Origin of the sequence: Corynebacterium minutissimum (genome assembly GCF_016889765.1) — a bacterium.
In the GTDB taxonomy this organism is placed as follows: Bacteria; Actinomycetota; Actinomycetes; order Mycobacteriales; family Mycobacteriaceae; genus Corynebacterium; species Corynebacterium minutissimum_B.
This window is the reverse complement of record NZ_CP069533.1, coordinates 1,134,321-1,160,738: the sequence shown is the minus strand read 5'-3', so window position 1 is coordinate 1,160,738 and position 26,418 is coordinate 1,134,321. Positions and strand designations below refer to the sequence as shown.

Sequence of the window (26,418 nt, the reverse complement as noted above, 5' to 3'; positions counted from 1 at the left end):
AAAAATTTGTTTTCTGACGCGAGGGATATTATCGTGGCAACCTTGAAAATATGGACTTAACTGAACTGCTAATAGTATTTGATCGAACTTTAGCTAATCTCAAGAAGCTCGATGATGTGTGGGAACGGGCGAAAGCTTTTATGCCACAAGGGCCTGCAGTCAGTACTGATCCTGAGTATGAAGACTTGCGGCGTGCGTGGGCAGATTTGTTAGCTGGGCTTCCTCCAATAGAGGGGTGGACTATTGTCGATGAGCTGCCGGATATCGTTGCGTTGGGACAGGCGCTTTGGGGATATGCGGAACTCGGTGAGCCCCCTTTGTCAGTATGGGCTGCTATTGAAAAGCCGGGTAACGATCTGGCAGAGTATCGTTACAAACTCAATAGGTCGCGAAGGATGGCAGTGCGTGACCGTCTTGAGCAGCTTGTTGTCTCGATTGAATCAGACCTGTCGATCTTGTTAGAAGACGTGGAGAGAGATTCCAGTGAGGTCTTATCAGGCGAAGTTCGGGACCGTTTAGCGGAGTCGTTTAGTGAGGTCGAGCGGCTAATGGGGGACACTTCTCGACAAAGCGACAGATGGGGAGACTTAAACCGCCACCTAAGCTTTGGGCAGGGCCATGATTGGCATGATATTCAGGAGATGGACTGGCCTAGCGTTAAATCAGATGTTTTAGCTGCTGGACTAACAGGTGTCGATCCTCTGCCTGTGCCTGATGTTGACCTAGGTTTCGCTGCGACTGGTAGGTTGACGGGAACAGCGACAAGTGCGTTGCCGTGGGATCATCTCAATGAGGAAGGTTTTGAACGGCTGCTTTTTGACCTTCTCCGGAACCTAGAAAACCATCAGAACGTGCAATGGTTACAGCGCACCCGTGCAGCCGATAGAGGTCGAGATCTCTCATGTGAGCGCGTTATCCACGATGGAGCGGGGGGTGTAAGAACTGAGAGGGTGGTCGTCCAAGCTAAGCACTGGAAGACTAAATCAATAGGTGTGTCAGAAATATCAACCAACGTGGCAAATATGGATCTAATTTCCCCGCCCATCGTTCGAGTTTTAGTTTTTGCCACTTCAGGAACCTTTACATTAGATGCGGTCGATTGGTGCGAAAGGCACAACGAAAAAGGTGTCGCCCCAAGTATTGAGCTCTGGCCGCATAGTCGATTGGAGTCTTTACTAGCAGCCCATCCCGCACTAGTTGTGTTATGTCCATAGGGTTTTTGGACATGGAGTCCGGTGTCTTTTTGGACACGGAGTCCATGGAGGTCTTGGACACTTCTAGCGGTTTATGGTTGTGGCCTGCGTTTCGGCCGGGGTTTGGATAGTTTCGGGTTCATCCGTGGTGGTTGGCGGTGTTTCATTCCTTCAACGAGGTTGATGTTGATCTGGCCACCTGGTGGTCTGTGGCTCAACGTGATCGGCAGGGGCACGCTGAAGAGGAATTCACCGTCATGGGCCGTGTAGAACTCCGCAACGTTTTCGGCTGTGACTGTGGAGTAGAGTCTGCGGTTTTTAAACCTCAGACCAATGTAGAGACCGAAGCCGCACACGCGTACAACGCCGTCTTTGCTTACGCAGAGCTGGTCTGGGATACCCCAATGGTTTGTTGAATTTGTCGTCGGCGCCGTTAGTGTGGGGGTATCGGTGGGAGGTATGCCTTGCAAAGCTGCCATGTCATCGGTGCAGGCCTCGTGTGAAGTTGCCGCTTCCGCGGGGCCGTTTAGCATTTCGGATACAGCGTGTGGATTGTGCGCTTGGTTATAGGCGACTACGCGGGCCCAGACCTGCTCGGGATCGAGTGGATGTGTAGGTGATGGTGCCTTGGGGAAGGTATCGAAGGCCTGGCGTGGTGTGATGTGCATTTTGCCGACCAGCAGTGATTGGTGCCGTCGTCGTTCGTTGTAGACCTGGCGATATTCAGCCAGATATGTGTTGACCTCAGCAAGGCAAACTGGGTGGCGTGCATCGAGGAACTGGGTCAACGTGCGGTGAGAGCGTTCGTCTTTTCCCTGGGTTGTCGGGGCGAAACCAGCAATAGCAAGTACACCTTGGCTAGCGAGCCAAGTTTCAGTAGCAGAGAGAAAACCACGGTGATAGGTGGCGAACGCATCGCCATTGTCGGAAAGGATTTCTTGAGGTTTGCCGTAGGCGGCGAACGCTGCGGCCAGTGCGGCGCGGGCATCAGTACCGTTTTCTGGCAGAGCGAACGCTGTGGTTCCGACATCGAATCTGCTGGCATCATCGATAATCTGGTAAATCGTGACATGTGTGTGGGCATGGTCAAAGAGGCGGTAGACCAGTCCATCGATTTGCCAGAGTTCACCGACGAGATCACGGGCGAAGCGCTTATAGGAGCTGCGTGGCCGTTTGCGGGCATTGGCATCAACAAATCCCAGCTCATGAAGCCACGAGGCGATTGTAGAACGCGACGGTGTGGAATCTGGGCCTACAGTGTCAAACAAGAAGTAGTAGATCGACCAAGGCCCATAATCCAAGCCTTGCTCCATCAACTCCTGCCTGGCGTGGACGACTGCGATTTTATCGGCCTCGTTAAATTTCTTAATCGGATTCTTCGGGGCAGTCGAATCAGGCACAATACCTGCGCGACCCTTCTGCGCTATCCGGCTTTTGATGTTGTGGTACGTCTGCCGCGAGATTCCTAATTCTTTGCAAAACTGTGTGACCGTCTTGCCGTCACGAACGGGATCGAAATCTGCGACCTTTCTACGCTTATGCAATGGAATAGCCATCCGGCTATTCCACCGCCGCAAACGTCCAAAAAGCCACTAGACATCCCGTCCAAAAACATCCTGGACTCCGTGTCCAAAAAGTCGCTAGACATCACAATCCCGCACTAGTTGCCGATCATGGACTCCGATAGTGGGAAATGGAGCGGGAGGATGGAGATGGCGATGATGTTTGGGGTACATCCCAAACGAGCGTGTCAAGTTGTTTATGTGTGGGGCTAGGTTTACAGGTACTTATCGAAGCGGTCGGGGTAGGCCACGGCCATTTGGAGCTGGTAACTCAGGCTCCTTCCATAAGTCTGCTGGTTGTCGCTGAGACTCGCTTGCCTTGCTTTGCACCTTGGCCGCTCGGTTGTCTTCAATATTACAGATCATCAACCACAGCATCTTGGGCGCTGATTCACCGTTAGTGAACTGCACCCTGTTGGTGGTAGCTTGGAGCGCCGTTGCGCTAGTTACCCGGCCTTAGCGTGGGCCTAGCTATGAGCTTGGCTGGAAGCTGGGGTGGCCTGCCTTGTCTCTTGTGATTTCAATGTCCGCTCCATCAGTAGGTGGGCCGTTGGCTTTTCACGCTTTATTCATAGCGTGTCTGTCTTAGTGTTTCGAATGGTGTGATGGTTGTCTCAGATGCCATTTAAGAGGTGAGAGGATGCTGAAAACAATTCCGTCAGGAAAATTACGGGCTTAATAAATGATGGGTTTCAATCGGTAAATGCGAGGTGAATTCGCGGGTTGCGCCGGATAATGGGTCAACGAAGGTAATCTGTGTCGCCGTTAAGTGCATGGGAACTCGCATGTCTTCGGCTTCTGCGGGGAATACTACGGGGTAGATGGGGTCCCCAATAATGGGAATTCCTGCCTGAAGCATGTGGAGACGCAACTGGTGGGTCTTTCCGGTGTGAGGTTTAAGAGTGTACGTCGCAAGGTCCGGAAGTGGGCCGTGAAGGGCTTCGTACGGGGCCTTGACCACTGGTTCGACGGCAGCAACTTCGGTGATGGCGTTGACTTCACCGTCGACGATGCGCCCTTGTAGTTCGCCCGGGGTCTTCTCCATGCGGGAGCGCCAGAGGGTGCCGGGGGAGACGTCGGAAAGCGGGGCGATGGCTTCGTAGGTCTTGTTCACGCGGCGCTCAGCAAACAACGTTTGGTACGCGCCCCGAACGGAGCGGTCCTTGGTGAAGACGAGGATTCCTGAGGTGAGACGGTCGAGGCGGTGTGCGGGGGACAGTTCGTTGTTGCCTGTGCTGCGGCGTAGGCGCACGGTCGCAGTCTCTGTGATGTGCCGGGCCCGCGGCATCGTGGCCATGAAGGGTGGCTTATCCACGACCAGAAGGTGTTCGTCTTCAAAGAGAATTGGTATGTCGTAAGGAACAGGGACCTCTGGCGCAGGGATGCGATAGAAATACACCACGGCATTAGTGTCCAGGATACTGTCAGGGCTAAGGGCCGTACCGCTTTGAGTCACAACCTCGTTCGCGTCGAAGCGGGCCTGCAAGGCTTGCTCGTTGTCGTCGGGGTGGCGATGACGCTGCGTGCTGATGAGATTGTGTACGAAGTTCCACGCGCTAATTGGTCCTTCAGGTACCCGAGCCTGGGTGGGGTTTAGCCCATCACGGATAGGAAGTGGTGTTGCGCCACGCCTTTTTTGGACTATTCTTTTTCCCATGGATTTTAACTCTATTCTCGCGCCCGTCATTGACTTCTTTTCCAATGGTATCGGTGCGGTTATTCGCGATATCGCGGTGACCCTGTACAACGTCCTCTTCCCCGCCAATGCGGATGCTGCTACCACCCCACAGGCAGGCCTATAGGTATTAGACTGGAGGTGTAAGCACGTCGAAAGGATGAGGTCATGACCAAGGAAGACATTGTCGTCGTAGCCGTTGATGGCTCGGAAGCGTCGAAGAACGCCGTTCGTTGGGCTGCTAACACTGCGATGAAGCGGGGGATTCCGCTTCGTATCGCATCGAGCTATACGATGCCGCAATTCCTTTACGCCGAGGGCATGGTTCCGCCGAAGGAACTTTTCGACGATCTTCAGGCAGAAACACTCGACAAGATTGAGGAAGCTCGCGCTGAGGCCCACAAGGTGGCCCCGGAGCTGAAGATCGGCCACACCGTGGCCGAGGGTTCCCCGATTGACATGCTGTTGGAGATGTCCAAGGACGTCACCATGATTGTTATGGGCTCCCGCGGTATGGGTGGCCTGTCCGGCATGGTCATGGGTTCTGTCTCCGCATCCGTGGTCTCCCACGCGTCCTGCCCCGTCGTGGTTGTGCGCGAGGACAACCACGTCACTGATTCCACCAAGTACGGACCGGTAGTCGTTGGTGTGGATGGCTCTGAGGTGTCCCAGAAGGCTACGGACTACGCCTTCAAGGAGGCGGATGCCCGCGGCGCTGAACTCATCGCCGTACACACCTGGATGGACATGCAGGTCCAGGCCTCCCTCGCTGGTTTGTCCGCGGCCCAGGCTGAGTGGGCAGAGGTGGAGAAGGAGCAGGCAGAGCTGCTTACTGAACGCCTCGCTGATCTTCAGAAGGAGTACCCGGATGTGCCGGTCAAGAAGGTTATCGCCCGTGACCGCCCGGTCCGTGCGCTGACGGATGCCTCCGAAGGTGCGCAGCTACTGGTCGTTGGTTCTCACGGCCGCGGTGGTTTCAAGGGTATGCTCCTTGGTTCCACCTCCCGTGCGCTCCTGCAGTCGGCTCCGTGCCCGATGATGGTGGTTCGCCCAGATTCTGAGTAACCGTTCGATTACTTCGCAATAACGATTCGGCTGCAGTGGCCTATGGATGCGCTGCAGCCGGATCGTTTCGTCGTTTTGTGCGTACACTCGTGGACGTACGCAACAATTTTTAGTAACGAGGAGTAGTACATTATGGGACTTGGTCTCGGTTTCTTTAGCTCGATCATCGTCGGTATCATTGCCGGCTGGCTCGCAGAGAAGATTATGAAGCGCGATCAGGGTCTGTTTACCAACCTCATCGTCGGTGTTATCGGCGGTGTTATCGGCGGTGGCCTGCTGGCCCTTTTCAACAAGAACGTGGGCGATAGCTGGTTCCTTATGATTATTACCGCCACGGTCGGCGCATGTATCTTGCTGTGGATCGTGGGCGCACTAACTGGACGCAAGAAATAAAATTTCACATACATACCGGTTTGTCTATATTGTGTAGATGAACCGGTTTTGTCATGTGAGGAGAAGAAATGGCCGAGAAGAAGTCGCGACGCAATCGCCCGAGTCCGCGCAGCCGGCTGCTCGAATCAGCGACGCGCCTCTTTACTACTGAAGGTATTCGCGTCATCGGCATCGACCGTATCCTGCGCGAGGCTGACGTAGCTAAGGCCTCGCTGTACTCGCTTTTCGGCTCGAAGGATGCCCTCGTCATTGCCTATGTTGAGGCGCTCGATGAGCAGTACCGTGCCGATTGGCAGGAACGTACCGCGGACGCTACCGATGCAGAAAGCAAGATCCTCGCTTTCTTTGATAAAGCCATTGAGGAACAGCCCACCATGGAGTACCGCGGCTCACACTTCCTCAACGCGGCGGGCGAGTATCCGCGTCCAGAAACAGATGCCGAAAGGGGCATCGTGGCTGCCTGTGTGGAGCACCGCTCCTGGATGCACTCCACCATTACAGCCCTGCTCAACGCCAAGAATGGCTACCCTTCAGGGGAACAGGCCAGCCAGCTCCTCATCTTCTTGGATGGCGGTCTTGCTGGCGCGCGGTTGACCCGCGAATCGGCGCCGCTGGTCACCGCGAAGCAGCTGGCTATTCAGCTGTTGTCGGCCCCTCCTGCTGATTATTCGATTTAACGATCTTCCTTGCCTCAGCAAGGATCGCTGAGTGGCGCTTGCGGGAAACGTCGTATTCTTTCTTCTGCTCCGGATTAGCTTTGAATTGAGCCTTTTGGGCTTTCTTGTTTTTCTTGGCTTCCTTCGTACGCCAGCGCTGAATGCTTGCGCGGCGCTGCTCATGAACGGCCTCCGGAAGTGGATAACGTCGGTGCAAGATTGACTCGTAGACGATGGTCTGCACGAGCGAGAAGAGGTAGGAACAGCCCCAGTAGAAAATGATGGTCACGGGGATAGGCCCGTGCCAGGCTACATTCCACAGCATCCAGGGGATCAGCACCACCATGAGCGCCATGAACCAGAGCAGCCGGCGTGGAATCTTCTGATCAAATTGCGTGGTGAGGAAGCCGCGGTAGAGCATGATGAGGGTGCTCAAGGACGTAAACACGAGCGCAGCCACGAGCATGGGCAGAACCAGATCACGGTGTTCGCGGGCGAAATCCGTGAGGGGGACGCCGAAGACGGTGGAGGTACGGAAGGAGGAGACGTCGGCAAGCGTCAGCATCCCCACCGCTTCATGGGCGGAACCGGAGACCCTCAGAACCACCTGGTAAAGGCCAATAAATGCGGGAACAATGATGAAGGACGGGAAACAGCCGAGCAGTGGGTTGTGCTTATAGCGCTTCTTCAACTCTCGCTGCTGAGTGAGGAGTGCGACGGCCTCATCGACCTCAGTGACGTGGCGCAGTTGTTGATTGAGTTCCGTCATCTCCGGGCGCATGAGCGCAGCGATGCGGCCCTGCTTGACTGACTGCCAGTTCAGTGGGGCAATGATGCCGCGTACCGTCAGCACGAGGAAGATGATGGTGAGGATCCACGCCATCGAACCGTCAAGGAATGAGCTAAACAGCAGATGCCACAGCTTCATGATCCCGGAGACGGGGTACATGAAAATCTCGAGCATCGTGGACTCCTCTCCGTCCTCTGAGTGGGGTACTTATACGGTACAGGGGCTAGGGTAGAGGGCATGCCACAGCCCACAACGCGACGAAGAACAACGGTGAGCACCGTCGTTGGGGAGCTCATGTTGACAGCCGGTGTGCTGCTTTTGCTCTTCGCGTTCTATGAGTCCTACTGGACCAATATCGCATCCGGCCACCTGCAGGAGGAAGCCAACGAAACCCTGCAGGAGGAGTGGCACAACCCGCGTGGACAGGGCCAGGCACCGAGGCTGGGTGAGGCCTTTGCGCGCCTTTACATCCCGGCTTTTGGTTCTGACTTCGCTTTTGCGGTGCTGGAAGGCACGAATGAAGATGACCTGCTGCGCGGCCCCGGACGGTATACGGATACGCAGATGCCCGGTGAGCTGGGTAATTTCGCTGTCGCGGGGCATCGCGTGGGCAAAGGCGCGCCGTTTAATGACCTGGATAACCTGCAGACCTGCGATGCCATTGTGATTGAGACCTCTACGGAGTGGACTACCTACCGCGTGCTGCCCATTGATGGAGCCCCAGCCGAGTGTCTCACGCCTGAGCAGCGAGAAAAGCCAGAGTACCGGCAGATTCAGGGACGCCACATTACGCTTCCGGGTGATGTCAGCGTGTTGGATCCGATACCGGGCACCCCGCCGGACGCGGGCATTGAGGCTAGTGAGGGGCTGCTCACGCTCACCACGTGCCACCCGCAATTTTCCAATGCGGAGCGCATGATTATCCACGCCATGGAGACCGAGCGGGAAGAGAAATCCCCCGGGTCTCACGAGAATGACCGCCCCGCCGTCTTGGAGGAGAACTAATGTATCGCGCGCTCTGGAACCTTTTGCCCGGCCCGACTGTGGTGAAAGCTGTGCTGGCGGTGGCCCTCATCGTCGCCGTGTTCTTCCTGCTCATGGAAGTTGTGTTCCCGTGGGTCTCGACCTTGATGCCCTACAACGACGTCGCCGTGTAGCAGCGCTGGGCGCTTTAGAGCCTAAGGTGTGCAATAGTCTCCTGCGCAATGAGCTGCGGCTTCAGGGTTTGTAACTGGTTTGACCACACGAGCACCGCGTGGGTGTCCTTCTGCACGGCGAAGACGGAGTGATCCTCAAATACTCCACGCCCGCCTGACCAGCCGTCGAATTCCGCCAGCTCGGTGTCGTTGATGGGGGCGGCGGCATCGACAACCGCGCGCGCCTCCTCCACGCTGGGCATCTCCCGTACGATGACGGTGGCCTGCGGCTCCTCCGGGTAGGACCAGAATACGCAGGCAGGGGTGCTAAAGCGCTTGTCGACGCCCCACCGGGTCATCCTCTGCCCATTCGTATCTGCGACCCACTGGGTATCCAGGTAAGGGCAGTCTTCCCAGTCGGTGACCTCCGCGGAGGCGTCGATGGCAAGTCCATCGCCGTTGGCCTCGGAGTGCTCCGGATATTCAACGGGGGCGCTGTCGTGAGTGTCGTTCGGTGTGGGGTTTGCGGGCTGACCGGAGTCTGCGCAGCCGGTGGTGAGAAGGCCGATACCGATCAGACAGGCAGCAAGAGGGGGAAGTAGGCTGAGGCGCATGACCTCCACACTAGACCAGCGTTCAGTTGACTCGGATGCAATGCGCAACGGGATCCACATCCTGACCGCGACGCTTCTGGTGGTGGCTATCTTCACCACGGTGCGCCTGCCCTTGTGGCAGGGCGTACTCAACCTGCTGCTGCTCGTGTCCTTCGCCGTGGTCTACTTCGGTGGGTCCGCCTACGTCGAATCGCTGCCCCGCATTGCGCAATATGGTTGGCTGGCTATCCTCACGGTGCTATGGCTTGCGGATATGGCGGTGGCCCCAGCGGCCATCTACCTCGTCTTTTCCTTGTACTTTGTGTACCTCTACGTGCTGGAGATGATTCCCGGCATTATCTGCGTGCTCGTGGCCACGGTGGTGACCGTCGTTGTGCAGATACCCGGCGGGCTGACTTTTGGTGGCATCATGGGGCCGGCAGTCTCAGCTTTGGTGACTATCGCTATCACCTATGCTTTCTCTGCCTTGAGCAGAATGAACCGCGAACTTATGGAAACTCGCTCGCAGTTAGTGGAGTCCGAGCGCGAGGCTGGCATGACCGCCGAACGCCAGCGCATTGCGCACGAGATTCACGACACCTTGGCCCAAGGGCTGTCCTCGATTCAAATGCTGCTCCATGCTGCTGACCGTGACCTCGCCACGGAGAATATCCCCAAGGCGCAAGAACGCATTGAGCTGGCGCGCCGCACCGCAGCGGATAACCTCCATGAAGCCCGCGCCATGATTGCGGCACTGCAGCCGGCCGCACTGTCCGAAACGTCCCTCGGGGCAGCGCTGACCCGCATGGCGGATAATTTTGCGGCCACCGGGGACGTGGACGTTTCAGTGGATGTGGAAGGCGAAGCGCAGCAGCTGCCTATGAAGGTGGAGGCGGCGTTGTTGAGGATTGCGCAGGGCGCGGTGGGCAACGTCGTCAAGCATGCCCACGCCTCCAAGGCCCGAGTGACCGTCACGTATGCGCCGGACGAGGTGCGCGTGGACGTGGTGGATAACGGCCAGGGCTTTGATGTGGAGGCCGTGGAGAATAAACCAGCCGGACTAGGCCATATTGGGCTCGCGGCCATGCGTCGGCGTGCGGAAGAGCTCGGCGGCGAGGTCGTGATCGAATCCACACCAGGCACGGGCACGGCAGTCTCAGTTAGTGTGCCCTTAAATAACGATGTAGATTAAGAATTTGTCCACACCGTACCAATGAGGAGGAAGCCCGTGATTAGGGTCTTGCTTGCCGATGACCACGAGATCGTGCGCCTGGGTCTACGCTCGGTGCTCGAGGGCGCCGAGGACATCGAGGTAGTAGGTGAGGTCGCCACGGCTGAAGCCGCGGTATCTGCCGCACAAGCAGGCGGAATCGATGTCCTCCTCATGGACCTGCGCTTTGGCGCCGGTATTGAAGGCACTCGCGTCATGACCGGTGCGGAGGCTACCGCCGCTATCCGCTTCTCCATGGACAATCCCCCCAAGGTCCTTGTGGTCACCAACTATGACACCGATGCGGATATTCTCGGTGCCATCGAATCAGGTGCGGTCGGCTACTTGCTGAAAGACGCTCCGCCGGCCGAGCTGCTCGCCGCGGTGCGGTCCGCTGCCGAGGGTGACTCGGCACTGTCCCCCATCGTGGCCGACAAGCTGATGACCCGCGTGCGCACCCCACGCACGTCGCTTACCCCGCGCGAGCTGGAGGTTCTCAAGCTGGTGGCTGCAGGTTCTTCCAACCGTGAAATTGGCGTGGAGCTTATGCTCTCAGAAGCCACGGTGAAGTCCCACCTTGTCCACATCTACGACAAGCTAGGCGTGCGCTCGCGCACCTCTGCCGTGGCAGCTGCCCGCGAGCAGGGAGTCCTTTAAAGGTTGTTGGCGTCGCGGTAGGCCAAAATAACGTCGTTGCGAATCTTGCCGCGCTCAGCTACCTCGTAGCCGTGCTTGGCTGCCCATTCGCGGACATCAGCGGGTTTGTAGCTGCGGGTTTCCTTTTTGATGGGGTGGCGAGCAGCCTTCACAAAAGGTTCCATTGCGGCGTGAAACTTCTCTGCATTCTCCTTGGAAACATCCAGGAGATAATCCTTCCCGTCAACGCTAAAACGGATGACGGTAAGTTCTTCTTCAGTAAGCGGGCTATTGTCAAGGTCATCAAAGAACTGCGTTACTTCGCGGCGAGCCATGATTCTCCATACGGTAGGGTTATGCCCTTCCAGCCCTGTGCGCTGGGCAGGAAGGCGATTCGTAAAAGAAGCTATCTTTTGAGGGGCGGCTTTAGGCGCTGTTTATCCTCGTCTTCGACTATATAGGAGAAATAGATTTATCTACACTGCAGAACACGAAAAAATTAGCGGAGAGTGACGAAAAACGGGCGATATTCCTTACTGGATACTTCGCGTGACATTTGAGAAATCGATTTCGGAAATGATTCTCTTTTTAAATCCGCTTTTAAAAGGTCTAGAGCGAGGCGGTGCACGGCGCCGAAAACATGAGAACCGCGACCTCTCACAGGTCGCGGCACAGGAACGCTGGGTGGTTTAAGTGCGCAGCTTGGCCTGGATGTCTGCGTTAATGGAGTCAATCTCACCGGAGATGGAGCGGTGTGCACGCTGACGCTGCTGCTCGGTCATGTACTCGGCGTTCTCGATAGCGGCGTCTAGCTCATTGAGGCGCTCCTTGACGTCACGCTTGAAGCCGACCGGCACGTTGGCGTCCTTCAGGGAGTTGCGAATGCCGGCGGTGCGGGCCTTGAGTGGTGCGCCGTGGCCAGCAAAGGACGCGAGCTGGTCAGCGGAGACGCCCGCCTTCTTAGCGCGATTCTTTTCTACCTCACGCTGCGCGGCGGTAATACCGCGGTAAATCAGCGGCAGCAGCAGCGGGGCTGCGGTGCGCAGGGCGCCGGCGTAACGCTTGACGTTGTTCTTATTAAAACGGCCTTCCTTGATGCGCTCGAGTTCCTTCTGCGCCATCTTGTACTCGTGCTTGCGGCGCTTCTTCAGACCCTTCTCCTCGGACTTGATGAGGGCCTTCTCCTGCTTGGCCAGTAGCTTCTGCTGGCGGTGCCTTGCCTTATCTGCTGCCTTGACCTCGGCCTTTGCGCGGGTCTTGGCGGCCTTGAGCTCGGCGCGGGCTTCGCGGCGGGCCTTGCGGATCTTCTTGATCAAGCTCATTGAAAAGTCCTTTATTTTTTATCGGTAGGGTCTCGCTACAACTTTAGCAAGGTGGTCTACTAAGCTCACCTGGTGTGAAAGATGTGCTCGTCGCCACGGACCTTGTGGGCTGCCGCTATCGCCTCGTGCAGCGCCGTGCGCATCCAGATATCCCGCGCACCCCGACGGGCCAGGCTCGCGCGGAGCGCCATGCCGCAGCCATTGAGGCCGCCCTAGCCCTCGTTCCGCGCAAAGGCCCCGGCAGCTTTCGGCGCATCGACCTTGAAGGCACCGACTTTGAACGCGCTATGGCCACGCTGGAGGCCCTGGCGTACGGCTATACCCACATCACCAACGCGGTGTTTTCTACCAACGAGTGGATGGTCCGCGTGGAACTCCTTATCCGTGAGGGCGAGAACTACACCCCAGTCATCGTCTCCGATCATCGCGTCGCCCGTCCGAATGAAAAATCGCGCGCCGTGGTCGTGCCCACGCATCGCCTGGGACTGAGCGAGCCTTTGCCGGCGAAGTACAAAATTAAACACCATGCCGTCGACGGCTACCGCCTTGCCCTAGCTGCCCGCGGCCTAGAGGAGGTGGGCCTCAACTCGGGGCGCGGGGCGACGATTGGTCAGGATCGAACCCAGGCTTTTGTGACCGATACCTCGCGTTATCCCATCGATGCTGCACTTGCCCAGCCTCTCCCGGACAGCCCGCGCCGCGTCAAAGAGTGCGCGTCGTGTCGCTTCTGGCATCTGTGCGAGCCGCAGCTTGAGGCTCGCGATGACATCTCCCTCTTCCTCCCGGGCGACCGTGCGAACCCCTACCGCGAGCGGGGGATTGAGACGGTGCAGGCGCTTATCGACGCCTCCCTCGGCGCCCCCTCCACCCTCGCCGCCGCCTGGCGCGAAGGTATTCCGTTGCTGCGTCGTAGCCAGGTCAGCGTTCCCCGTGCAGACGTCGAAGTGGATGTCGATATGGAGGCGTACCTCGACCAAGGCGCCTACCTCTGGGGCGCGCGGCTGAATGGCGACTACATTCCTTTCGCCACGTGGGAGCCGTTGGGTGGCCGCGCCGAGGCGGAGAATTTCGCCGAGTTCTGGGAGTGGCTGATGAACCTGCGGGCCCAGGCGCACGAAGCGGGTAAGACGTTTGCCGCGTACTGTTACTCTGCCCACGGCGAAAACCACTGGATGCGCCGCTCTGCCGAGCGCTTCCACCAGCCTGCGCTCCAGGAAGTGGAGGAGTTCATTTCCTCTGAGGAGTGGGTCGACATGTTTGTCCACGTCAAACGCAGCTTCGCTGGGACGTCAGGCTTGAGTCTCAAGACCGTCGCGCCCGTCGCGGGGTTTGAGTGGCCGGAGGACTTCGACGGCGAGGAATCAGTCAACGCTCGCCGCGCCGCACTGGCCGGCGACGTTTCTGCCCGCGAGCAGATCCTGCGCTATAACGCCGGCGATGTCACCGCCACCCACGTGGTCCGCGAATGGATGTCCGCTGGCGCGCCGGGCATCCCGCCGCTGGACCCCTAAACGCGCCGTCTCTCAGGTTTGAGGTCGAAGGATTTAGATAAAGAAGCTGAGGGCGCCCACAAGGACGAGGACAGCAAGGGCAATCAGCGCTTGGTTCCAGTCCGTGGTGGTCTCCGGAGCTGGGCCCTCGGCCTTCTTTTGGAGCACTGCCTTCTGAGCCTTGACTGCGCGGGCGGTAAGGACCGGGAAAAGCGCCATGGAACCGAGGCTGAGCAGAGAAGCGACAACCATGGTGAGGGAGCTGGACGTGGCCAGCCACAGCGCGAGGCCGCCGTTGATGAAGACGGAACGTCCGATTCCCCAGCGGTTGTATTCGCGCAGGCCTGCCCGCACTGCGGAGGGGCCGCCGCCCATGGTCGTGGGCATGAGGTAGCTCATGACGCCAATGAGAAGTTGGGCGGCAAAGCCGACGACAAGCGCGAGCATGGGAATCTTTGGCTCTTCGCTCAAGAAGTGCTGCGCGGTGTAGTAGGTTAAGCCGCCAACCAGCCAGAATGCTGAGAGCAGGGCGGAGAGCGCCGGGAAAGTGATGCGCCCGCGAGGATCTTCGGCCACGGTGAGGACATTGACCAGCCAGCCTTGTAGGCTCGCCAACCAGCCCACGCAGTAGACGATAAGACCCACTTCAGGGACGTTCCACGCGGAACCGATGAGGGTGGCCAGCACGCCGAGGCCCAGCAGCGTGAAGCTGAGGCGCATGCGTGGGTTGACGCCCTTGGTCCGCCAGATGGAAGGGAACAAAATGGTGAGCGAACCTGCCGCGGCAAGGCCCACGAAGCCACCCACGTTGGCGGCTACGTGCGCGATGAGCAGACGCGGATGCGCAGGGAATACCGCAAGAAGCGCGCCGAGGGCCGCGCCCACGGCGAGGAAGGCCGCCGAGGCCACGTAGGCGGCGACGACCGGCCGGAAGCGTTTCGATTCCGCCTGTCGCCACAGGCCGAAGAGCACCGCGCCGTGCCAGAGCACCGCGGCAGCAACGAAGGTAGCGCCCACCTGCGTCAGAATCCAGTGAGGCTCCCATGCCTCAATGAGCAGCTGACCTATCAGCACGCAGATGACGCCGACGTTGAGCAGATAGATGCGCGCGAGCTGCTGCGGCCGCGCGGAATCAGGGAGCTTGAGTTGCACAAACTTCTCGGTGAGGTGCTGGGACCACACCACGATGCTGTTGGTGAGGATACCCAGCGTAAAAAGATGGATGAGCACCCAGCGGTAATTAGGGATAAGAATGTGGGAGACACCGGCGAGGAGGAAGACCATCATCCAGATGCTGACTGGGCGGGAGGCTTTCCTATGCCATGTACGTGTTGACCACTTGTCCATAAAACACGAGTTTATCCGGTTTTTCTCACAACCCAACTCATGCCCGCAATACCCACGGCCAGCAAGGCGTAGGTGGCGATGAAGCCGGGCCAGGGGAGAGCGTCGAAAAGCATGCCAGACAGCGCACCCAGGACGGAACTGCCCAGGTAATAGAAGAAGACATACAGGCTCGAAGCCTCTGCGCGGTCATGCGTTGCGATGTGGCCTACCCAGCCCGAAGCCGTCGAATGCGCGGCGAAGAAACCAATAGTGAGCAGGACGATTCCAAGCAAGGTGGGGATAAGGGATCCCGCGCACAGCGCGATGCCCACGGCAAACAACGCACAGGACAGCAGCAACGTGTTGGCATGGCCTACCTGCGTGACGAGCCGGCCCGCGCGGGCTGAGGACCATGTGCCCGTGAGATAGAAGAGGAAAACCAAGCCAGCCAGACCGGGCGAGAGGTGGAAATGGTGGATGAGCCTGAAGCCTAAGAAGTTATAAAGGGACACGAAGGTGCCCATGGCCACGAAAGCCACGATAAACAGTGGGATGAGGCGGGTGTCGCGCCCGTGGCGGAAGATGGCGCTGAGCTCTGAGCGGAAGTGAATCTCCTTCGGCGTGAAATTCTGCTGGTAGGGCAGCAGGATCGACGCAATGATGGCCAGGATAAGGGTGACCAGGCTGGAGCCGAACAGCGCCCAGCGCCAGGAGGTGAGCTCGAGCAAACCAGTGGGGATAAGGCGGCCGGTAAGGCCACCAATGGTGGTGCCAGCGATGTAGAGGCCCATGGCGCGGGCGACGTAGGTGGATTCCAGTTCCTCCGAAATCCAGGCCATGGCGGTGGCGGGCGCGCCCGCGATGACCGCGCCCTGAAGCGCGCGGGTGGCAATGAGGATCTCCGGGTTCGGGGCAAGGGGCACGAGCATGCCGATGAGCGTGGCGGCAATCGTGGAAACAAGCAGGAGCTTGCCGCGCCCAATGCGCTCGGAAATGATGGAGACTGGGATGACGCAGACGGCCAGCGCGCCGGTGGCGGCGGAAATAGTCATGGCGGCCTCAGTGGAGGACATGCCCATGTCCTCCACCAACGTGGGCAGCATGGCTTGGGTGGGATAGAGGCAGGAAAAAATCGCCAGGCCCACGAAGAGCATGGCGATGGTGGCGCGCCGGGTTCTCGTCATATCTTTAAGAATGGCCTGCCCGCGGTTATGTGTAAAATGTTTAGAAGTGACTTAAACCATGCGAGGTGTGCATGAATCTGGAGGATGTGCGCGGTGTTGTCGCCGTGGCCGACCACGGTCTCGTGGGAGCGGCGGCGGATTCTCTTGGGCTGTCCCAGCCCGCCTTAACCCGCCGCGTACAGCGCATAGAGGCCGACATCGGCGCGAGCCTATTCCAGCGAAGTGGCCGGCGCCTGCGGCTCAACTCGCGTGGCCGCGCCTTCGTCGAGCAAGCACGCCGCATGCTCACCGCCGAAACTGCGGCACGTGATGCCGTGGCGCGCCTCATGGATCCTGAGCGCGGTACGGTGCGGCTCGACTTTATGCACTCGCTGGGCACCTGGATGGTCCCAGAGCTGCTCAAGGCCTATCGCGCTGAGTACCCCCACGTGGACATTCGCCTGCACCAGGGAGCTGCGCGCGTGCTCGTGGACCGAGTGCTGGCAGGCGAATCGGACTTGGCCCTGGTGGGGCCGCGCCCGAACACGGACACCGCGGTGGGGTGGCACCAGCTCAAGCTGCAGCGCCTCGGCCTGGCGGTGCCGGAAGGACACTGGGCTGCGGGCCGGGACACCGTGCGCCTTAACGAGTTTGCTGATGAGCCCTTCATTGGCATGTTGCCGGGGTACGGAACGCGCATGCTCCTCGATGACCTCGCAGCCAGCGCCGGCTTTATTCCGCGCCTCGTCTTCGAGTCGATGGAGCTTACAACCGTCGCTGGGCTCGTCGCCGCGGGGTTGGGCTCCGCGCTCTTGCCGCTCGATGATCCGTACCTCCAGACCAGTAATCTCATCCCGCTGCAGCCCGCGGCTTATCGCGAGCTCGGCCTGGTGTGGCGCATCGGCGATGAGGCACCGCCCGTGGAGCGCTTCAAAGACTTTGTGGTAGGGAATCCGCCAGCGCAGTCAGCACCTCCGGTGTAGACACTTCATGTGGCAGCCAAGGGATTTCCACGATTGGCTGACCAGGCAGCGCCTGTGCCAGGAGTGCGAGTGCCTCGTCCTCGGAGGCGCGGCGCTGCGCTAAGAACGCATCCTGGCTGTCCGGCGTGCGGCGGTTGACCACGAGCCCACCTACATGAACTCCGTTGGCGGTGAGCTCTTCGAAGAACTCAGCTGTTTCCAACACTGGGGTGCGGTCGGCGGTGAGAACGAGATAGAAGGTGGTCGTTGAGGCGCTTGTCAGCGCAGTTCGCAGGCGCTCGAAGCGGCGGCGGCGTGTGAGCAGCGTGGAGCGAATCTCTTGGTTGCGACGATCAACCGGGTCCATGGAGCTGGTGGATACCGACTTCTCTGCTGAGGTCATCCCCCTCACCACGGCACCGAACTTATCGGATTTCTCGCGCCGCGCCAGCAGCCCATCGGTATAGGCCGCCATGATCTCCGGTAGAGCCATGAGCCGCGAAGTATGCCCAGACGGTGCGGTGTCGAAAACAATATGATCGTAGTCCGCACGGTCCTCGATGAGCTCCGCGATGCGCTCCAGCATCGCCGCCTCATGCGTGCCAGGTGAGTGCCGGGCAAGGTCTAGCTGCCGATTGACCTCGCGGTGCAGGCGCTCGGGCATGAATCGACGCATCTGCTTGCCGACGTCCCCCAGGTGCTCCTCCGTGGCCCGCGCCGGGTCGAGCTCCACGGCGGAGAGATGGGGGCGGACGGTCGTGGGGACGTCGGAAAGCGCGGCGTCCCAAATGTGGCCTAGATTGTGGGCCGGATCCGTGGACACGAGCAGGACGTCCTTGCCCTCCTGGGCTAGGCGCAGGGCGGTGGCAGTGGCCAGCGTGGTCTTGCCCACGCCACCTTTGCCGCCGAAAAACAGGATGGGGGCTAACAGCATGAAATTCCGTTCAACGGTGAGCGCTCCATGCCCATGCGCGTGTGCCAGGCATGGAAATCCTCGTACATGAGCGGCAGCAACTCCAGGGTGTAATAGCTAGCTGGGTTCGGCACGCCGAGGGCCTCCGACATGACGAGCAGCATGAAGAGGTCATCTTCTTCCTGCTGCGCCTTGGCGAAGGACCGACGGTAGGGCGCGGAGTAGAACTCGGTAAGCCCGCGCCCAAAGGCCTTGAGCTTATCGAGCATGAGACGGTACCGGAGGCTCGACGTCCTCGTCGTCCCACGTGACCTGCGGTGCCTTGCGCGCGCGGGAGATGGCGGCGATGGCTTCGCCGATAACCCACACAGCGGCAATGATGATGACGACATCGATGGCCAGCAGCAGCCAGTTCTCCGCCTGGAAGAGCGTCGTGAGCTGCAGCACTGCGGCCCACAAGGACATGACGGTGACGAAGACGAGAGGAATGATGACCGGCCACGTCGGGCGGCGCAGCTGCGTGAGGATAACCACGATGATGGACAAGGTCAGGCCAGCCATGAGCTGGTTCGTGGTACCGAACAGCGGCCAGATGAGCATGCCGCCGGAACCATCGACACCCGTGGAGAAGGTCAGGCCCAACGCGCAGCCCACGGCGATGATCGTGGCAACGAGGCCGCTGAGCTTCAGGCCCATGAGCTCGGCGGCTTCGGAGACGACCATGCGCTGCAGGCGCACTCCGGAGTCCATCGTGGTGGCGGCGAAGAGAACCGCCATGGTGGCCAGGATGGTGGCGGAGAGCGAGGTAGGGATACCCAGGCCCTCATTCATCAGCGAGCCGCCGCCCTGGACGAAGGCGCCCACACCGCCAGCGTTCCACTCGTTGTAAATGTTCTCCCAATCGGCCGCCGTCTTGAAACCGGACGTGGTAGCCACGATGGTGCCAAGTGCCAGGAGGCCCTCACCAACGGAACCAAAGTAGCCGACGAAGCGGGCATCTGTTTCCTTGTCCAGCTGCTTCGATGAGGTACCAGAGCTCACCACACCGTGGAAGCCAGAGATAGCACCACAGGCAATGGTGACGAAGAGGAGCGGGATGAGGTTTGGGGCATCGTCCGGAACGTGGTCCGAGACGGTCGGGGCAACGATGTCTGGGCGGGTAATGAGGAAGGAACCGTAGAGGATGCCCAGGCCCACGAAAAGCTGCAGGCCATTGATGTAATCGCGCGGCTGGAGCAGAACCCACACCGGCAGCAGGGAGGCAATGAAGGCGTAGGCGAAGAGCAGAATAATCCACACGCCGCGGTCAGGGATGCCCATGACAGTCTCCGGAAGGGCCAGCGGGAAGCGGTCACCAATAACCATGAGCGCATAGAGCGCGGCCACACCGACGACGGACACAATCGGTAGGTTCCACTTCAAGCGGTAGATGGCTTGGCCGATGAGCAAGGCGACAAGGATGGCGCCCCAGGTGGGGATGACGGCCGTCGGGGTGGAAATGAGCAGGTTGGAAATCACCACGGCGAAGGCAGCGTTGACCATGAGGAGCAGCAGGAAGATGACCACGAGGAAGAGCGCGCGGCCACGAGCGCCGATGTAGCGGCCGGAAAGCGTTCCGATGGACTGGCCTCGGTGGCGCTGGGAGGCCCACAGGGCACCGAGGTCATGCATGCCAGCGAAGAAGACCGTGCCGAGCGTGACCCACAGGAAGGCTGGGAGCCAGCCCCAGATAACGGCGACAGCCGGGCCAATAATGGGTGCCGCGCCGGCGACCGAGGTGAAGTGGTGGCCCCAGAGGACGTACTTGTTGGTGGGGACGTAGTCGACGCCGTCCTCCATCGTGTGAGCGGGCGTGGAAAAGCTATCTGAGAGCTGGTAGACCTTCGACGCCAAGAAACGGGAGTATAAAAGATAACCCGCCAGCATCATGGCGAGTCCAAGGAAGACGAGGATAAGTGAGTTCACAACAACCACCTGTAGAGAGTTTCGGGCAACGACGAATCGGAGCTAACATTCCTAGAAATCACGCCAGTGATGCGTCACCACATGTGCAGATGGTGTGAATTATGCCATAGCCTAATTGCGAAGGTGGCATTAATTTCTAAACCTCTATAGGGAAAGATGTGATGGGTGGGGCAGGAGGGGGTGCGCCGTGTGGTCGAAGAAAAACGACGACACCGCGCCGAGAGCCTCAGAAAGTCCGAGGGTGTCGGCGCGGTGACGTGCTAGTTGGCCTTAGTTAAAGCCGGTGAGCTGCTTACTTGGTAGCGGCAGCGTAACGCTCAGCAACGTCCTCCCAGTTGAAGACGTTCCACACAGCCTTAACGTAGTCAGCCTTCACGTTCTTGTACTGGAGGTAGAAAGCGTGCTCCCACATATCCAGCATGAGTAGCGGGGTGAAGTTCACGGAGATGTTGCCCTGCTGATCAGAGAGCTGCTCAATAACCAGGCGGCCAGCAATGTGGTCGTAGCCCAGAACTGCCCAACCGGAGCCCTGCAGGCCGGTAGCAACAGCGGAGAAGTGAGCCTTGAACTTCTCGAAGGAACCGAAGTCGCGGTTAATAGCCTCAGCCAGCTCGCCAGTCGGCTCGCCGCCACCGTTCGGGGAAAGGTTCTTCCAGAAGATGGAGTGGTTGGTGTGGCCACCCAGGTTGAAGGCCAGGTTCTTGGACAGCGCGCGGATAGCGTCAGCGTTAGCCTCGCCGTTGCGCTGCTCCTCCAGAGCCTCGAGCGCTGCGTTAGCGCCAGCAACGTAGCCGGCGTGGTGCTTGGAGTGGTGCAGCTCCATGATCTCAGCGGAGATGTGCGGCTCCAGTGCGTCGTATGCGTAGTCGAGTTCCGGAAGTTCGTAAACAGCCATTGTTACAATCCTTTCTATTGGGTTCGCGGCCCATGGTAGGGGCAGATTGAGAATTTGGCCACAATATTTTCTGCAGGGTGGACACCCTGCAGCGTTGTCCGGGCGCGGACCACCCTGAACAAAAAGTGGCTCCTCCACAGGGCCGAGGGGTATAAGAGGATGCATCGACACGTAAAGGAGAATCCTGCATGTTCCTCTACAAACCAGAGCCCGCGCTCGTTTCGAAGGGCGACGCACTCCCCGGGCGAGCAGAGCCTGTCCTGACCAATCCGCAGCCCCATGCCGTGCTTGGCACGCCGATTACCGGCCCGTGGAAGGAAGGTCAGAAGTCCCTCCTCATTGCTATCGGATGCTTTTGGGGTGCTGAGAAAATGTACTGGGAAACCGAGGGCGTGGAGTCCACCTCCGTGGGCTACGCCGGCGGCGCGACCCCGAACCCCACCTATTACGAAGTCTGCCGCGGCCTGACCAACCATGCAGAGGTTGTCCAGATCACCTATGACCCGGAGCGCATTAGCCTGCGTGACCTCGTGGTCAAGGCGCTTGAGGCCCACGACCCGACCCAGGGATTCCGCCAAGGCAACGACGTGGGCACCCAGTACCGCTCCGCTTTCTATCCAGAGACGGAAGAGGAGCGCGAGGAGATTCAACAGCTGGTGGATTCCTATGCCGCCAAGCTTGCCGCAGCCAACTTTGGTGACACCACGACTGAAATCACCCTTCTCCGTGAGACGGACGCAGGCGAGTACTACTTGGCGGAAGATGAACACCAGCAGTACCTGCACAAGGTACCCAACGGTTATTGTCCGCACCACAGCACTGGCGTGAAGTGCGACTAGAGCTGCGCGCGTACCTGCGTCCGGAAGTCAGTCGGTTTGTTGAGCTGGTCGCGCTCGACAAAAGCGCGCATCCGCTCGGCTAGCTCAGGCGTGAGCTGGGCGCGCGTTTGTGAGCCGAGGACGGCATCCCAGTACCAGAAGGTTTCCTCGAAATAGTTGTGGCCGTGACCGCCGGGCACGTTGAGTGAATTGATCTGGTCAAGGGCTACCTGCCAGAAGGTAATAAAGGGGTGCCAGTGGAGGTTTTCGAAAGTATCGGCATACAGCGTCTTCGGGGTAGGTTCGTGAATCCAATTGGGGCGGGCATAGATGAGTGTTTTATCCCACCAGACGATGGGATCGGAGGCATGCTGGCCCACCGCTACGCGCGGGCGCTCCCAGGGGCCGTAGGGCTCGCCGAACGCGTCGTGCTCCATGTGTTCGGGGACGGCAGCGAAGCGGAGGTGGCGGCCGCCGTCGATAAGCGGCAGGCGCTCTAGGGAGCCGCGCTCACGGTGCAGGCGGCGCATGAAGCTGGTCATGCGGGGAGGTCCGGTGAAGACTGCGCCGTCACAATCGGCGAGGAGGTCCTCGAGATTCTCGTAGTTTTCAACAATGGCATAGCACCCCAGGGATTCGCCGCTGAGGTAGAACTTGGGGCGATTGTCCTCTGGGAGGAGCTCAAGGCGCTCCCGCACAGCAGTAATGAGCTCGCGGGCAAAGGTGGTTGAAAGGTCCTTGTCCACGAGATAGGAAAACATCGAGGGCAAATAGTCGAACTGCAGCGCCACCGTGGCGCAATTTCCGCGCGTGAGGAACTCATAGCTGCTCACGGAGTAGTTGTTGATCCAGCCCGAACCAGAGGGGAGCTGCACCACGATGGTGTTGCGGTGGAAAGCGCCCGTGCGATCCATCTCCGCCACGGCTTGGCGCGCAGCTGCTTGTGGGCCGCGGCCGCGAATCAGGCCAATGTAGATGCGGATTGGCTCGCGGGCTCGCTCGAAGTGCATGACCTCCCGGATGTCGTTGGCGCGCGGGCCGCGGTCAAGAAAAGCCCTGCCCTGTGAGCCAACTGCTGTCCACGGTTCATGGGACCACGGGCTTCCGGAACGCTCCGGCTCCCACGGCATGGAGGAGCCCGGGTAGACCAGCCTGTTGAGCTCCAACGCGTTGATAGAGGCTGAGCTCAGCATCCGGCGCCACACCATGCGGTCACTGAGGACGGCAGCGGCAAAGCCCACCGCGCCGCCCGCCAGTGGCCAGGCAATCCACCGGGGAAGCCAACGTTGAACTTGACGGGAAAGCTGCGTGACGGTGAGCTGGGTAGCTTCGCCAAGAATCAAGAGCGCACCATACCCGGCGGTACCTACAAGCATGCCAAGTGCCGCAGTTTGGGGCCCGCGGTCATTGAGCTTACTGACCAACCGGGCCTGCTCCGTCTGGTTGCGGAGTGACCGGAGTCCTGCCACGAAGGTGCCCAGCCCGAGGAGGTAGTAGGAATAGCGGCGAGTAGTAGGGCCGACATGGTCTTGGGGTCGGCGTCCTACTAGGCGCAGTGCTTGTTTCGTAGCGAAGGCTGCGGTCGTTGCGGCGAGGTGGCCTGCGCCTTGGCCCATGGCCACGTTGGCCGCCGTGACCCACCACGGGCGCGGAAGAAGCGACGGGGAGACGGCCGCCCAGGTGGCAACCTCGGCGCCAAAGAGGCCGGGCCACATGTTTTGGGGAAGACGTTTTCTTCCTGTCATGCGCACGCCCGGGGTAAGATCGCTGACCAACTCCAAGCCAAAAATTGCAGCGTGAAGAACATTTTGGGTGGTCTTGAGAGCGATGCGGCGAAGGACTGTGCGCATGGTCGCCATTGAACCAGCTTTAACGCTGCCGTGCAGATGGCCGTCAAAGGATGCCCGATCGGGCAGGGAAATGTGAGATCGGACTATTGAACCTGTGAAGTCGGGCGCATAGCGAGCAAAATTCGGACATTGGGGGCAGAATAGGAGTCATGGGAAATCATGTTGGAAACAAAGTAGTACTCATCGGCGCAGGCGATGTTGGAGTCGCTTACGCTTACGCTCTGGTGAACCAGGGCACTGTTGATCACCTGGCCATCATCGACATCGACGAGAAGAAGCTCGAAGGCAACGTCATGGACCTCAACCATGGTGTCGTCTGGGCCCCGTCCCGCACCCGCGTGACCAAGGGCACCTATGAGGACTGCAAGGACGCCGCCATGGTCGTCATCTGCGCCGGCGCTGCGCAGAAGCCGGGTGAGACCCGTCTGCAGCTCGTGGACAAGAACGTCAAGATCATGAACTCCATTGTGGGCGACGTTATGAAGAACGGCTTCGACGGCATTTTCCTCGTTGCCTCCAACCCGGTGGATATTCTCACCTACGCCGTGTGGAAGGCCTCCGGCTTCCCGCACCACCGAGTCATCGGCTCCGGTACCGTCTTGGACTCGGCCCGCTACCGTTACATGCTCTCTGAGATGGATGACGTCGCGCCCACCTCCGTCCACGCCTACATCATCGGTGAGCATGGCGATTCCGAACTGCCGGTCGTCTCCTCCGCCAACATCGCAGGTGTCTCCCTGTCCCACCGTTCTGAGAAGGACCCGGGCTACAACGAGCGCATTGAGAAGATCTTCGAAGACACTCGCGACGCCGCCTACCACATCATCGACGCCAAGGGCTCTACCTCTTATGGCATCGGTATGGCGTTGGCACGCATTACCCGCGCAGTCATTCAGAATCAGGCCGTGGCACTTCCGGTCTCTGCTTACCTACAAGGCGAATACGGTGGTAAGGAAGATGTCTTCATCGGTACCCCGGCCATCGTTGACCGCAACGGTGTCAACCGTGTCATCGAGCTGCAGCTGGATGAGCACGAGCAGGAGCGCTTCGACCACTCCTTCAACACGCTGAACACGATTAAGGAAGAAATCTTCGGCTAGTGAAGATTGTCGCCCATAGGGGATACTCCGGGAAATATCCGGAGCTATCCCCTCTTGCCTTTGAGAAAGCGCTCGAGCTGCCTATCCATGGCATCGAGTGCGATATTCGCCTGAGCAGCGATGGCAAGGTGGTGGTCCACCACGATCCCACCCTGGACCGCACCACGAACGGTTCGGGCCGGGTGTCCCGCCAGACGTGGGAGGACCTGCGCCGCCTCAACATTGGGGGCGGCCAACGCATGCTGCTTTTCGACGAACTCCTGGAAATGCTCGACGGCACGAACCACCACCTCTACGTCGAAACCAAACACCCGTCGGGGCAGGGCGACATCCTTGAGGAGCAGATGGTGCTGCGCCTGCGCTACGCGGGGCTTATCGACGACCCCCGTATCCACATGATTTCCTTTTCCCACCGCGCCATCCGCCGCATGACAGCTCTTGCTCCCCAGATTGATCGCATTTATTTGCGCCGCGATTGGGAGCGTCACGTCAACCGGCCTGATTTCCTGTTATCCCAGCCCACGGGCTTGGGCATGTCGATTCTCCGCGGCAAAATCCAGCCTGATGCCATCGGTGCGCATAGCTTGCCGACGTACATGTGGACCATCGATAAGCCGGAAGACATGAAGTGGGCGTGGGCCAACGGGGTGGATATTCTCGCGACGAATGAACCTGAAGTGGCCCTGCACGCCATTGAGCTGTAAGCAACAGGTAAGTTGTTGGGTATGGCCAAGAAGAAAAAGAAGAACGAACAGCTGCCGGAGGGCATGTCCCGCCGCCAAGCTAAGCTTGCTGCCCGCGCCGCCGAGCGCGCCGCCCTGGAAAAGGATCCCCGCCCGTTTGGTGGACTCGCCGCTGAGTCTAGCCTCGTTGCCCTGCAGGAATTCGTTCCTTCCGCAACGGCGAAGCTCTCCGTTAAGGGCTTTGACAAGGACGTCTACGTTGTAACCGTGCTGCCGGGTGCATCCGCGGCGCTCATCCGCGATGAGGAGTCTGGCGGAGATGCCTTCGTGGGCCTGCAGGTCCAGTCTCATACCCACAACCCGGGCCGCGACCTGGCCTTTGCTCTCAACTGGGTAAAGAACAACGCCCCGGGCTCCACCCTGGAGTCCACCGCTGCCGACGGCTCCCAGCCGGAGCTCTCTGAGCTTCTCGACGAATCTGCTGAGCTCGACATCACCGTCTACCAGGACTTCTCCTGGTGGATGCCGGAGGGCGCACAGGTCCCGCCACACATGGCACAGGCTCTGCAGCGCGCCAACGATTCCGTCATCGAGTCCTACCAGGTAGGCCAGGATGCTGAGGGCTTCATTGGCACCGCTTTCTGGGCTAATGCTGGTGGCGGCAAGGCGCACATCCGCTGGGTCCGCCCGTGCGATGACGAAAATGCCTTCCTTAACGCCCTGTCTCGCGTCGCCGCACGCGGTGAGCTCAACCTGGGTGAAGGTACCAAGTTCGCCGGTGTCTTCCGCACCCATGGTCTCATCGCCCCGGTCTTCGACCTTGACCCGGACGTGGCGCACGACTCCTACGAGGCCGAGCTCTCCCGCGTGAACAAGGCTTTGGAGGAAGAGATGTCCAACGACGCCAACCTCAACGCTGACGAGCGCAAGCAGCTGCAGAACATCAAGTCCCGTCAGGTGACCCTGCGCTAGTACCTCGGTGCCTTCGCTCCGAGGCATAGGTACCGATCGATCAAATAAGG

At 59.5% G+C, this 26,418-nt stretch carries 28 protein-coding genes and 1 pseudogene; 15 read left to right on the top strand and 14 right to left on the bottom strand.

Annotated elements, in window-relative coordinates:
- Positions 1–50: 50 nt before the first annotated feature.
- The gene (locus tag I6J26_RS05330; protein ID WP_239121843.1) at positions 51–1,214 is read left to right on the top strand and encodes a restriction endonuclease; all 1,164 of its coding nucleotides are present in this window, start codon (positions 51–53) and stop codon (positions 1,212–1,214) included.
- Positions 1,215–1,285: 71 nt separating this feature from the next.
- Here the strand turns inward: I6J26_RS05330 and I6J26_RS05325 are convergent, their stop codons facing one another.
- From I6J26_RS05325 to I6J26_RS05320, 3 genes and pseudogenes are all read right to left on the bottom strand, one after another.
- Entirely contained in the window at positions 1,286–2,749 is a 1,464-nt protein-coding gene (locus I6J26_RS05325; RefSeq protein WP_115021246.1) for a DDE-type integrase/transposase/recombinase, read from the bottom strand.
- A 221-nt stretch (positions 2,750–2,970) separates the two neighbouring features.
- A pseudogene (locus tag I6J26_RS12995) lies at positions 2,971–3,184 on the bottom strand (IS256 family transposase); the annotation flags it as partial.
- Positions 3,185–3,422: 238 nt separating this feature from the next.
- Positions 3,423–4,475: a pseudouridine synthase gene (locus I6J26_RS05320; RefSeq protein ID WP_239121864.1), complete on the bottom strand. Its 1,053-nt coding sequence runs from the start codon at positions 4,473–4,475 to the stop codon at positions 3,423–3,425.
- Here I6J26_RS05320 and I6J26_RS05315 point away from each other — a divergent pair.
- The 4 genes from I6J26_RS05315 (at position 4,411) to I6J26_RS05300 (ending at position 6,565) form a co-directional block, all read left to right on the top strand.
- Positions 4,411–4,557, top strand: a complete 147-nt coding sequence (locus I6J26_RS05315) for a hypothetical protein (RefSeq protein WP_168165583.1) — start codon at positions 4,411–4,413, stop codon at positions 4,555–4,557. The two genes, I6J26_RS05320 and I6J26_RS05315, sit on opposite strands and share 65 nt — an antisense overlap.
- 41 nt (positions 4,558–4,598) lie before the next feature.
- On the top strand, positions 4,599–5,495 hold the full coding sequence (locus I6J26_RS05310) for a universal stress protein (RefSeq protein WP_115023988.1): 897 nt from the start codon (positions 4,599–4,601) through the stop codon (positions 5,493–5,495).
- A 132-nt stretch (positions 5,496–5,627) separates the two neighbouring features.
- Positions 5,628–5,888 carry a GlsB/YeaQ/YmgE family stress response membrane protein gene (locus tag I6J26_RS05305; RefSeq protein WP_115023985.1) on the top strand — a complete coding sequence of 87 codons (261 nt, stop codon included), beginning with the start codon at positions 5,628–5,630 and terminating at the stop codon, positions 5,886–5,888.
- 68 nt (positions 5,889–5,956) lie between these two features.
- Positions 5,957–6,565: a TetR/AcrR family transcriptional regulator gene (locus I6J26_RS05300; protein ID WP_115023983.1), complete on the top strand. Its 609-nt coding sequence runs from the start codon at positions 5,957–5,959 to the stop codon at positions 6,563–6,565.
- On the opposite strand, the gene yidC is transcribed toward I6J26_RS05300, so the two are convergent.
- The gene (gene yidC / locus I6J26_RS05295) at positions 6,522–7,508 is read right to left on the bottom strand and encodes a membrane protein insertase YidC (protein WP_115023980.1); all 987 of its coding nucleotides are present in this window, start codon (positions 7,506–7,508) and stop codon (positions 6,522–6,524) included. The two genes, I6J26_RS05300 and yidC, sit on opposite strands and share 44 nt — an antisense overlap.
- Before the next feature lie 63 nt (positions 7,509–7,571).
- Here yidC and I6J26_RS05290 point away from each other — a divergent pair, with 63 nt between their 5' ends.
- Together I6J26_RS05290 and I6J26_RS05285 are read left to right on the top strand one after the other, a co-directional pair.
- Positions 7,572–8,339 carry a class E sortase gene (locus I6J26_RS05290; protein ID WP_115023978.1) on the top strand — a complete coding sequence of 256 codons (768 nt, stop codon included), beginning with the start codon at positions 7,572–7,574 and terminating at the stop codon, positions 8,337–8,339.
- Positions 8,339–8,491: a hypothetical protein gene (locus tag I6J26_RS05285; protein ID WP_181815411.1), complete on the top strand. Its 153-nt coding sequence runs from the start codon at positions 8,339–8,341 to the stop codon at positions 8,489–8,491. Before I6J26_RS05290 ends, I6J26_RS05285 begins: the two co-directional genes overlap by 1 nt.
- A gap of 14 nt (positions 8,492–8,505) precedes the next feature.
- Here the strand turns inward: I6J26_RS05285 and I6J26_RS05280 are convergent, their stop codons facing one another.
- Entirely contained in the window at positions 8,506–9,084 is a 579-nt protein-coding gene (locus I6J26_RS05280) for a DUF2020 domain-containing protein (protein WP_181815410.1), read from the bottom strand.
- Between I6J26_RS05280 and I6J26_RS05275 the strand changes: the two genes are divergently transcribed.
- Both I6J26_RS05275 and I6J26_RS05270 read left to right on the top strand, forming a co-directional pair.
- Positions 9,083–10,255 (top strand): sensor histidine kinase, encoded by a 1,173-nt coding sequence (locus tag I6J26_RS05275; RefSeq protein ID WP_115023975.1) that lies wholly within the window; start codon positions 9,083–9,085, stop codon positions 10,253–10,255. The two genes, I6J26_RS05280 and I6J26_RS05275, sit on opposite strands and share 2 nt — an antisense overlap.
- 36 nt (positions 10,256–10,291) lie before the next feature.
- Positions 10,292–10,930 carry a LuxR C-terminal-related transcriptional regulator gene (locus I6J26_RS05270; RefSeq protein WP_039672645.1) on the top strand — a complete coding sequence of 213 codons (639 nt, stop codon included), beginning with the start codon at positions 10,292–10,294 and terminating at the stop codon, positions 10,928–10,930.
- On the opposite strand, the gene I6J26_RS05265 is transcribed toward I6J26_RS05270, so the two are convergent.
- Both I6J26_RS05265 and I6J26_RS05260 read right to left on the bottom strand, forming a co-directional pair.
- Complete coding sequence (locus I6J26_RS05265; RefSeq protein WP_115023972.1) at positions 10,927–11,244, bottom strand: histone-like nucleoid-structuring protein Lsr2; 318 nt, start codon at positions 11,242–11,244, stop codon at positions 10,927–10,929. The genes I6J26_RS05270 and I6J26_RS05265 overlap by 4 nt on opposite strands.
- Positions 11,245–11,598: 354 nt before the next feature.
- Positions 11,599–12,231 carry a DUF6474 family protein gene (locus tag I6J26_RS05260; RefSeq protein ID WP_115023970.1) on the bottom strand — a complete coding sequence of 211 codons (633 nt, stop codon included), beginning with the start codon at positions 12,229–12,231 and terminating at the stop codon, positions 11,599–11,601.
- A gap of 74 nt (positions 12,232–12,305) precedes the next feature.
- Here I6J26_RS05260 and I6J26_RS05255 point away from each other — a divergent pair, with 74 nt between their 5' ends.
- On the top strand, positions 12,306–13,742 hold the full coding sequence (locus I6J26_RS05255) for a TM0106 family RecB-like putative nuclease (RefSeq protein ID WP_115023967.1): 1,437 nt from the start codon (positions 12,306–12,308) through the stop codon (positions 13,740–13,742).
- Positions 13,743–13,775: 33 nt separating this feature from the next.
- Here the strand turns inward: I6J26_RS05255 and I6J26_RS05250 are convergent, their stop codons facing one another.
- Both I6J26_RS05250 and I6J26_RS05245 read right to left on the bottom strand, forming a co-directional pair.
- A complete protein-coding gene (locus tag I6J26_RS05250; RefSeq protein WP_239121842.1) occupies positions 13,776–15,068 on the bottom strand; it encodes a copper oxidase in 1,293 nt (430 codons plus the stop codon).
- An 11-nt stretch (positions 15,069–15,079) separates the two neighbouring features.
- Positions 15,080–16,231 (bottom strand): MFS transporter, encoded by a 1,152-nt coding sequence (locus I6J26_RS05245; protein ID WP_115023961.1) that lies wholly within the window; start codon positions 16,229–16,231, stop codon positions 15,080–15,082.
- A gap of 71 nt (positions 16,232–16,302) precedes the next feature.
- Between I6J26_RS05245 and I6J26_RS05240 the strand changes: the two genes are divergently transcribed.
- Positions 16,303–17,193 carry a LysR family transcriptional regulator gene (locus I6J26_RS05240; RefSeq protein WP_115023959.1) on the top strand — a complete coding sequence of 297 codons (891 nt, stop codon included), beginning with the start codon at positions 16,303–16,305 and terminating at the stop codon, positions 17,191–17,193.
- Here the strand turns inward: I6J26_RS05240 and I6J26_RS05235 are convergent.
- The 4 genes from I6J26_RS05235 to I6J26_RS05220 all read right to left on the bottom strand — a co-directional run bounded on the left by I6J26_RS05235 (position 17,141) and on the right by I6J26_RS05220 (position 20,945).
- Positions 17,141–18,106 carry an ArsA family ATPase gene (locus I6J26_RS05235; protein WP_115023956.1) on the bottom strand — a complete coding sequence of 322 codons (966 nt, stop codon included), beginning with the start codon at positions 18,104–18,106 and terminating at the stop codon, positions 17,141–17,143. The two genes, I6J26_RS05240 and I6J26_RS05235, sit on opposite strands and share 53 nt — an antisense overlap.
- Entirely contained in the window at positions 18,097–18,354 is a 258-nt protein-coding gene (locus tag I6J26_RS05230; RefSeq protein WP_115023953.1) for a cory-CC-star protein, read from the bottom strand. Before I6J26_RS05230 ends, I6J26_RS05235 begins: the two co-directional genes overlap by 10 nt.
- Positions 18,344–20,050: a carbon starvation CstA family protein gene (locus I6J26_RS05225; protein WP_115023951.1), complete on the bottom strand. Its 1,707-nt coding sequence runs from the start codon at positions 20,048–20,050 to the stop codon at positions 18,344–18,346. The genes I6J26_RS05230 and I6J26_RS05225 overlap by 11 nt, the downstream gene beginning before the upstream one ends.
- Positions 20,051–20,342: 292 nt before the next feature.
- Positions 20,343–20,945 (bottom strand): superoxide dismutase, encoded by a 603-nt coding sequence (locus I6J26_RS05220; RefSeq protein ID WP_070673390.1) that lies wholly within the window; start codon positions 20,943–20,945, stop codon positions 20,343–20,345.
- A 188-nt stretch (positions 20,946–21,133) separates the two neighbouring features.
- On the opposite strand from I6J26_RS05220, the gene msrA reads away from it, so the two are divergent.
- Positions 21,134–21,784, top strand: coding sequence for a peptide-methionine (S)-S-oxide reductase MsrA (gene msrA, locus I6J26_RS05215; protein WP_115023949.1), 651 nt, complete (start codon positions 21,134–21,136; stop codon positions 21,782–21,784).
- On the opposite strand, the gene I6J26_RS05210 is transcribed toward msrA, so the two are convergent.
- Positions 21,781–23,613, bottom strand: a complete 1,833-nt coding sequence (locus I6J26_RS05210) for an alpha/beta-hydrolase family protein (RefSeq protein WP_239121841.1) — start codon at positions 23,611–23,613, stop codon at positions 21,781–21,783. The two genes, msrA and I6J26_RS05210, sit on opposite strands and share 4 nt — an antisense overlap.
- Before the next feature lie 149 nt (positions 23,614–23,762).
- Here I6J26_RS05210 and I6J26_RS05205 point away from each other — a divergent pair, with 149 nt between their 5' ends.
- The 3 genes from I6J26_RS05205 to I6J26_RS05195 are packed head-to-tail and all read left to right on the top strand — an operon-like array spanning position 23,763 to position 26,368.
- Entirely contained in the window at positions 23,763–24,713 is a 951-nt protein-coding gene (locus I6J26_RS05205; RefSeq protein ID WP_115023944.1) for an L-lactate dehydrogenase, read from the top strand.
- Entirely contained in the window at positions 24,713–25,417 is a 705-nt protein-coding gene (locus I6J26_RS05200; RefSeq protein ID WP_115023941.1) for a glycerophosphodiester phosphodiesterase family protein, read from the top strand. Before I6J26_RS05205 ends, I6J26_RS05200 begins: the two co-directional genes overlap by 1 nt.
- A gap of 21 nt (positions 25,418–25,438) precedes the next feature.
- Positions 25,439–26,368, top strand: a complete 930-nt coding sequence (locus tag I6J26_RS05195; RefSeq protein WP_115023939.1) for a DUF5926 family protein — start codon at positions 25,439–25,441, stop codon at positions 26,366–26,368.
- Positions 26,369–26,418: the final 50 nt, after the last annotated feature.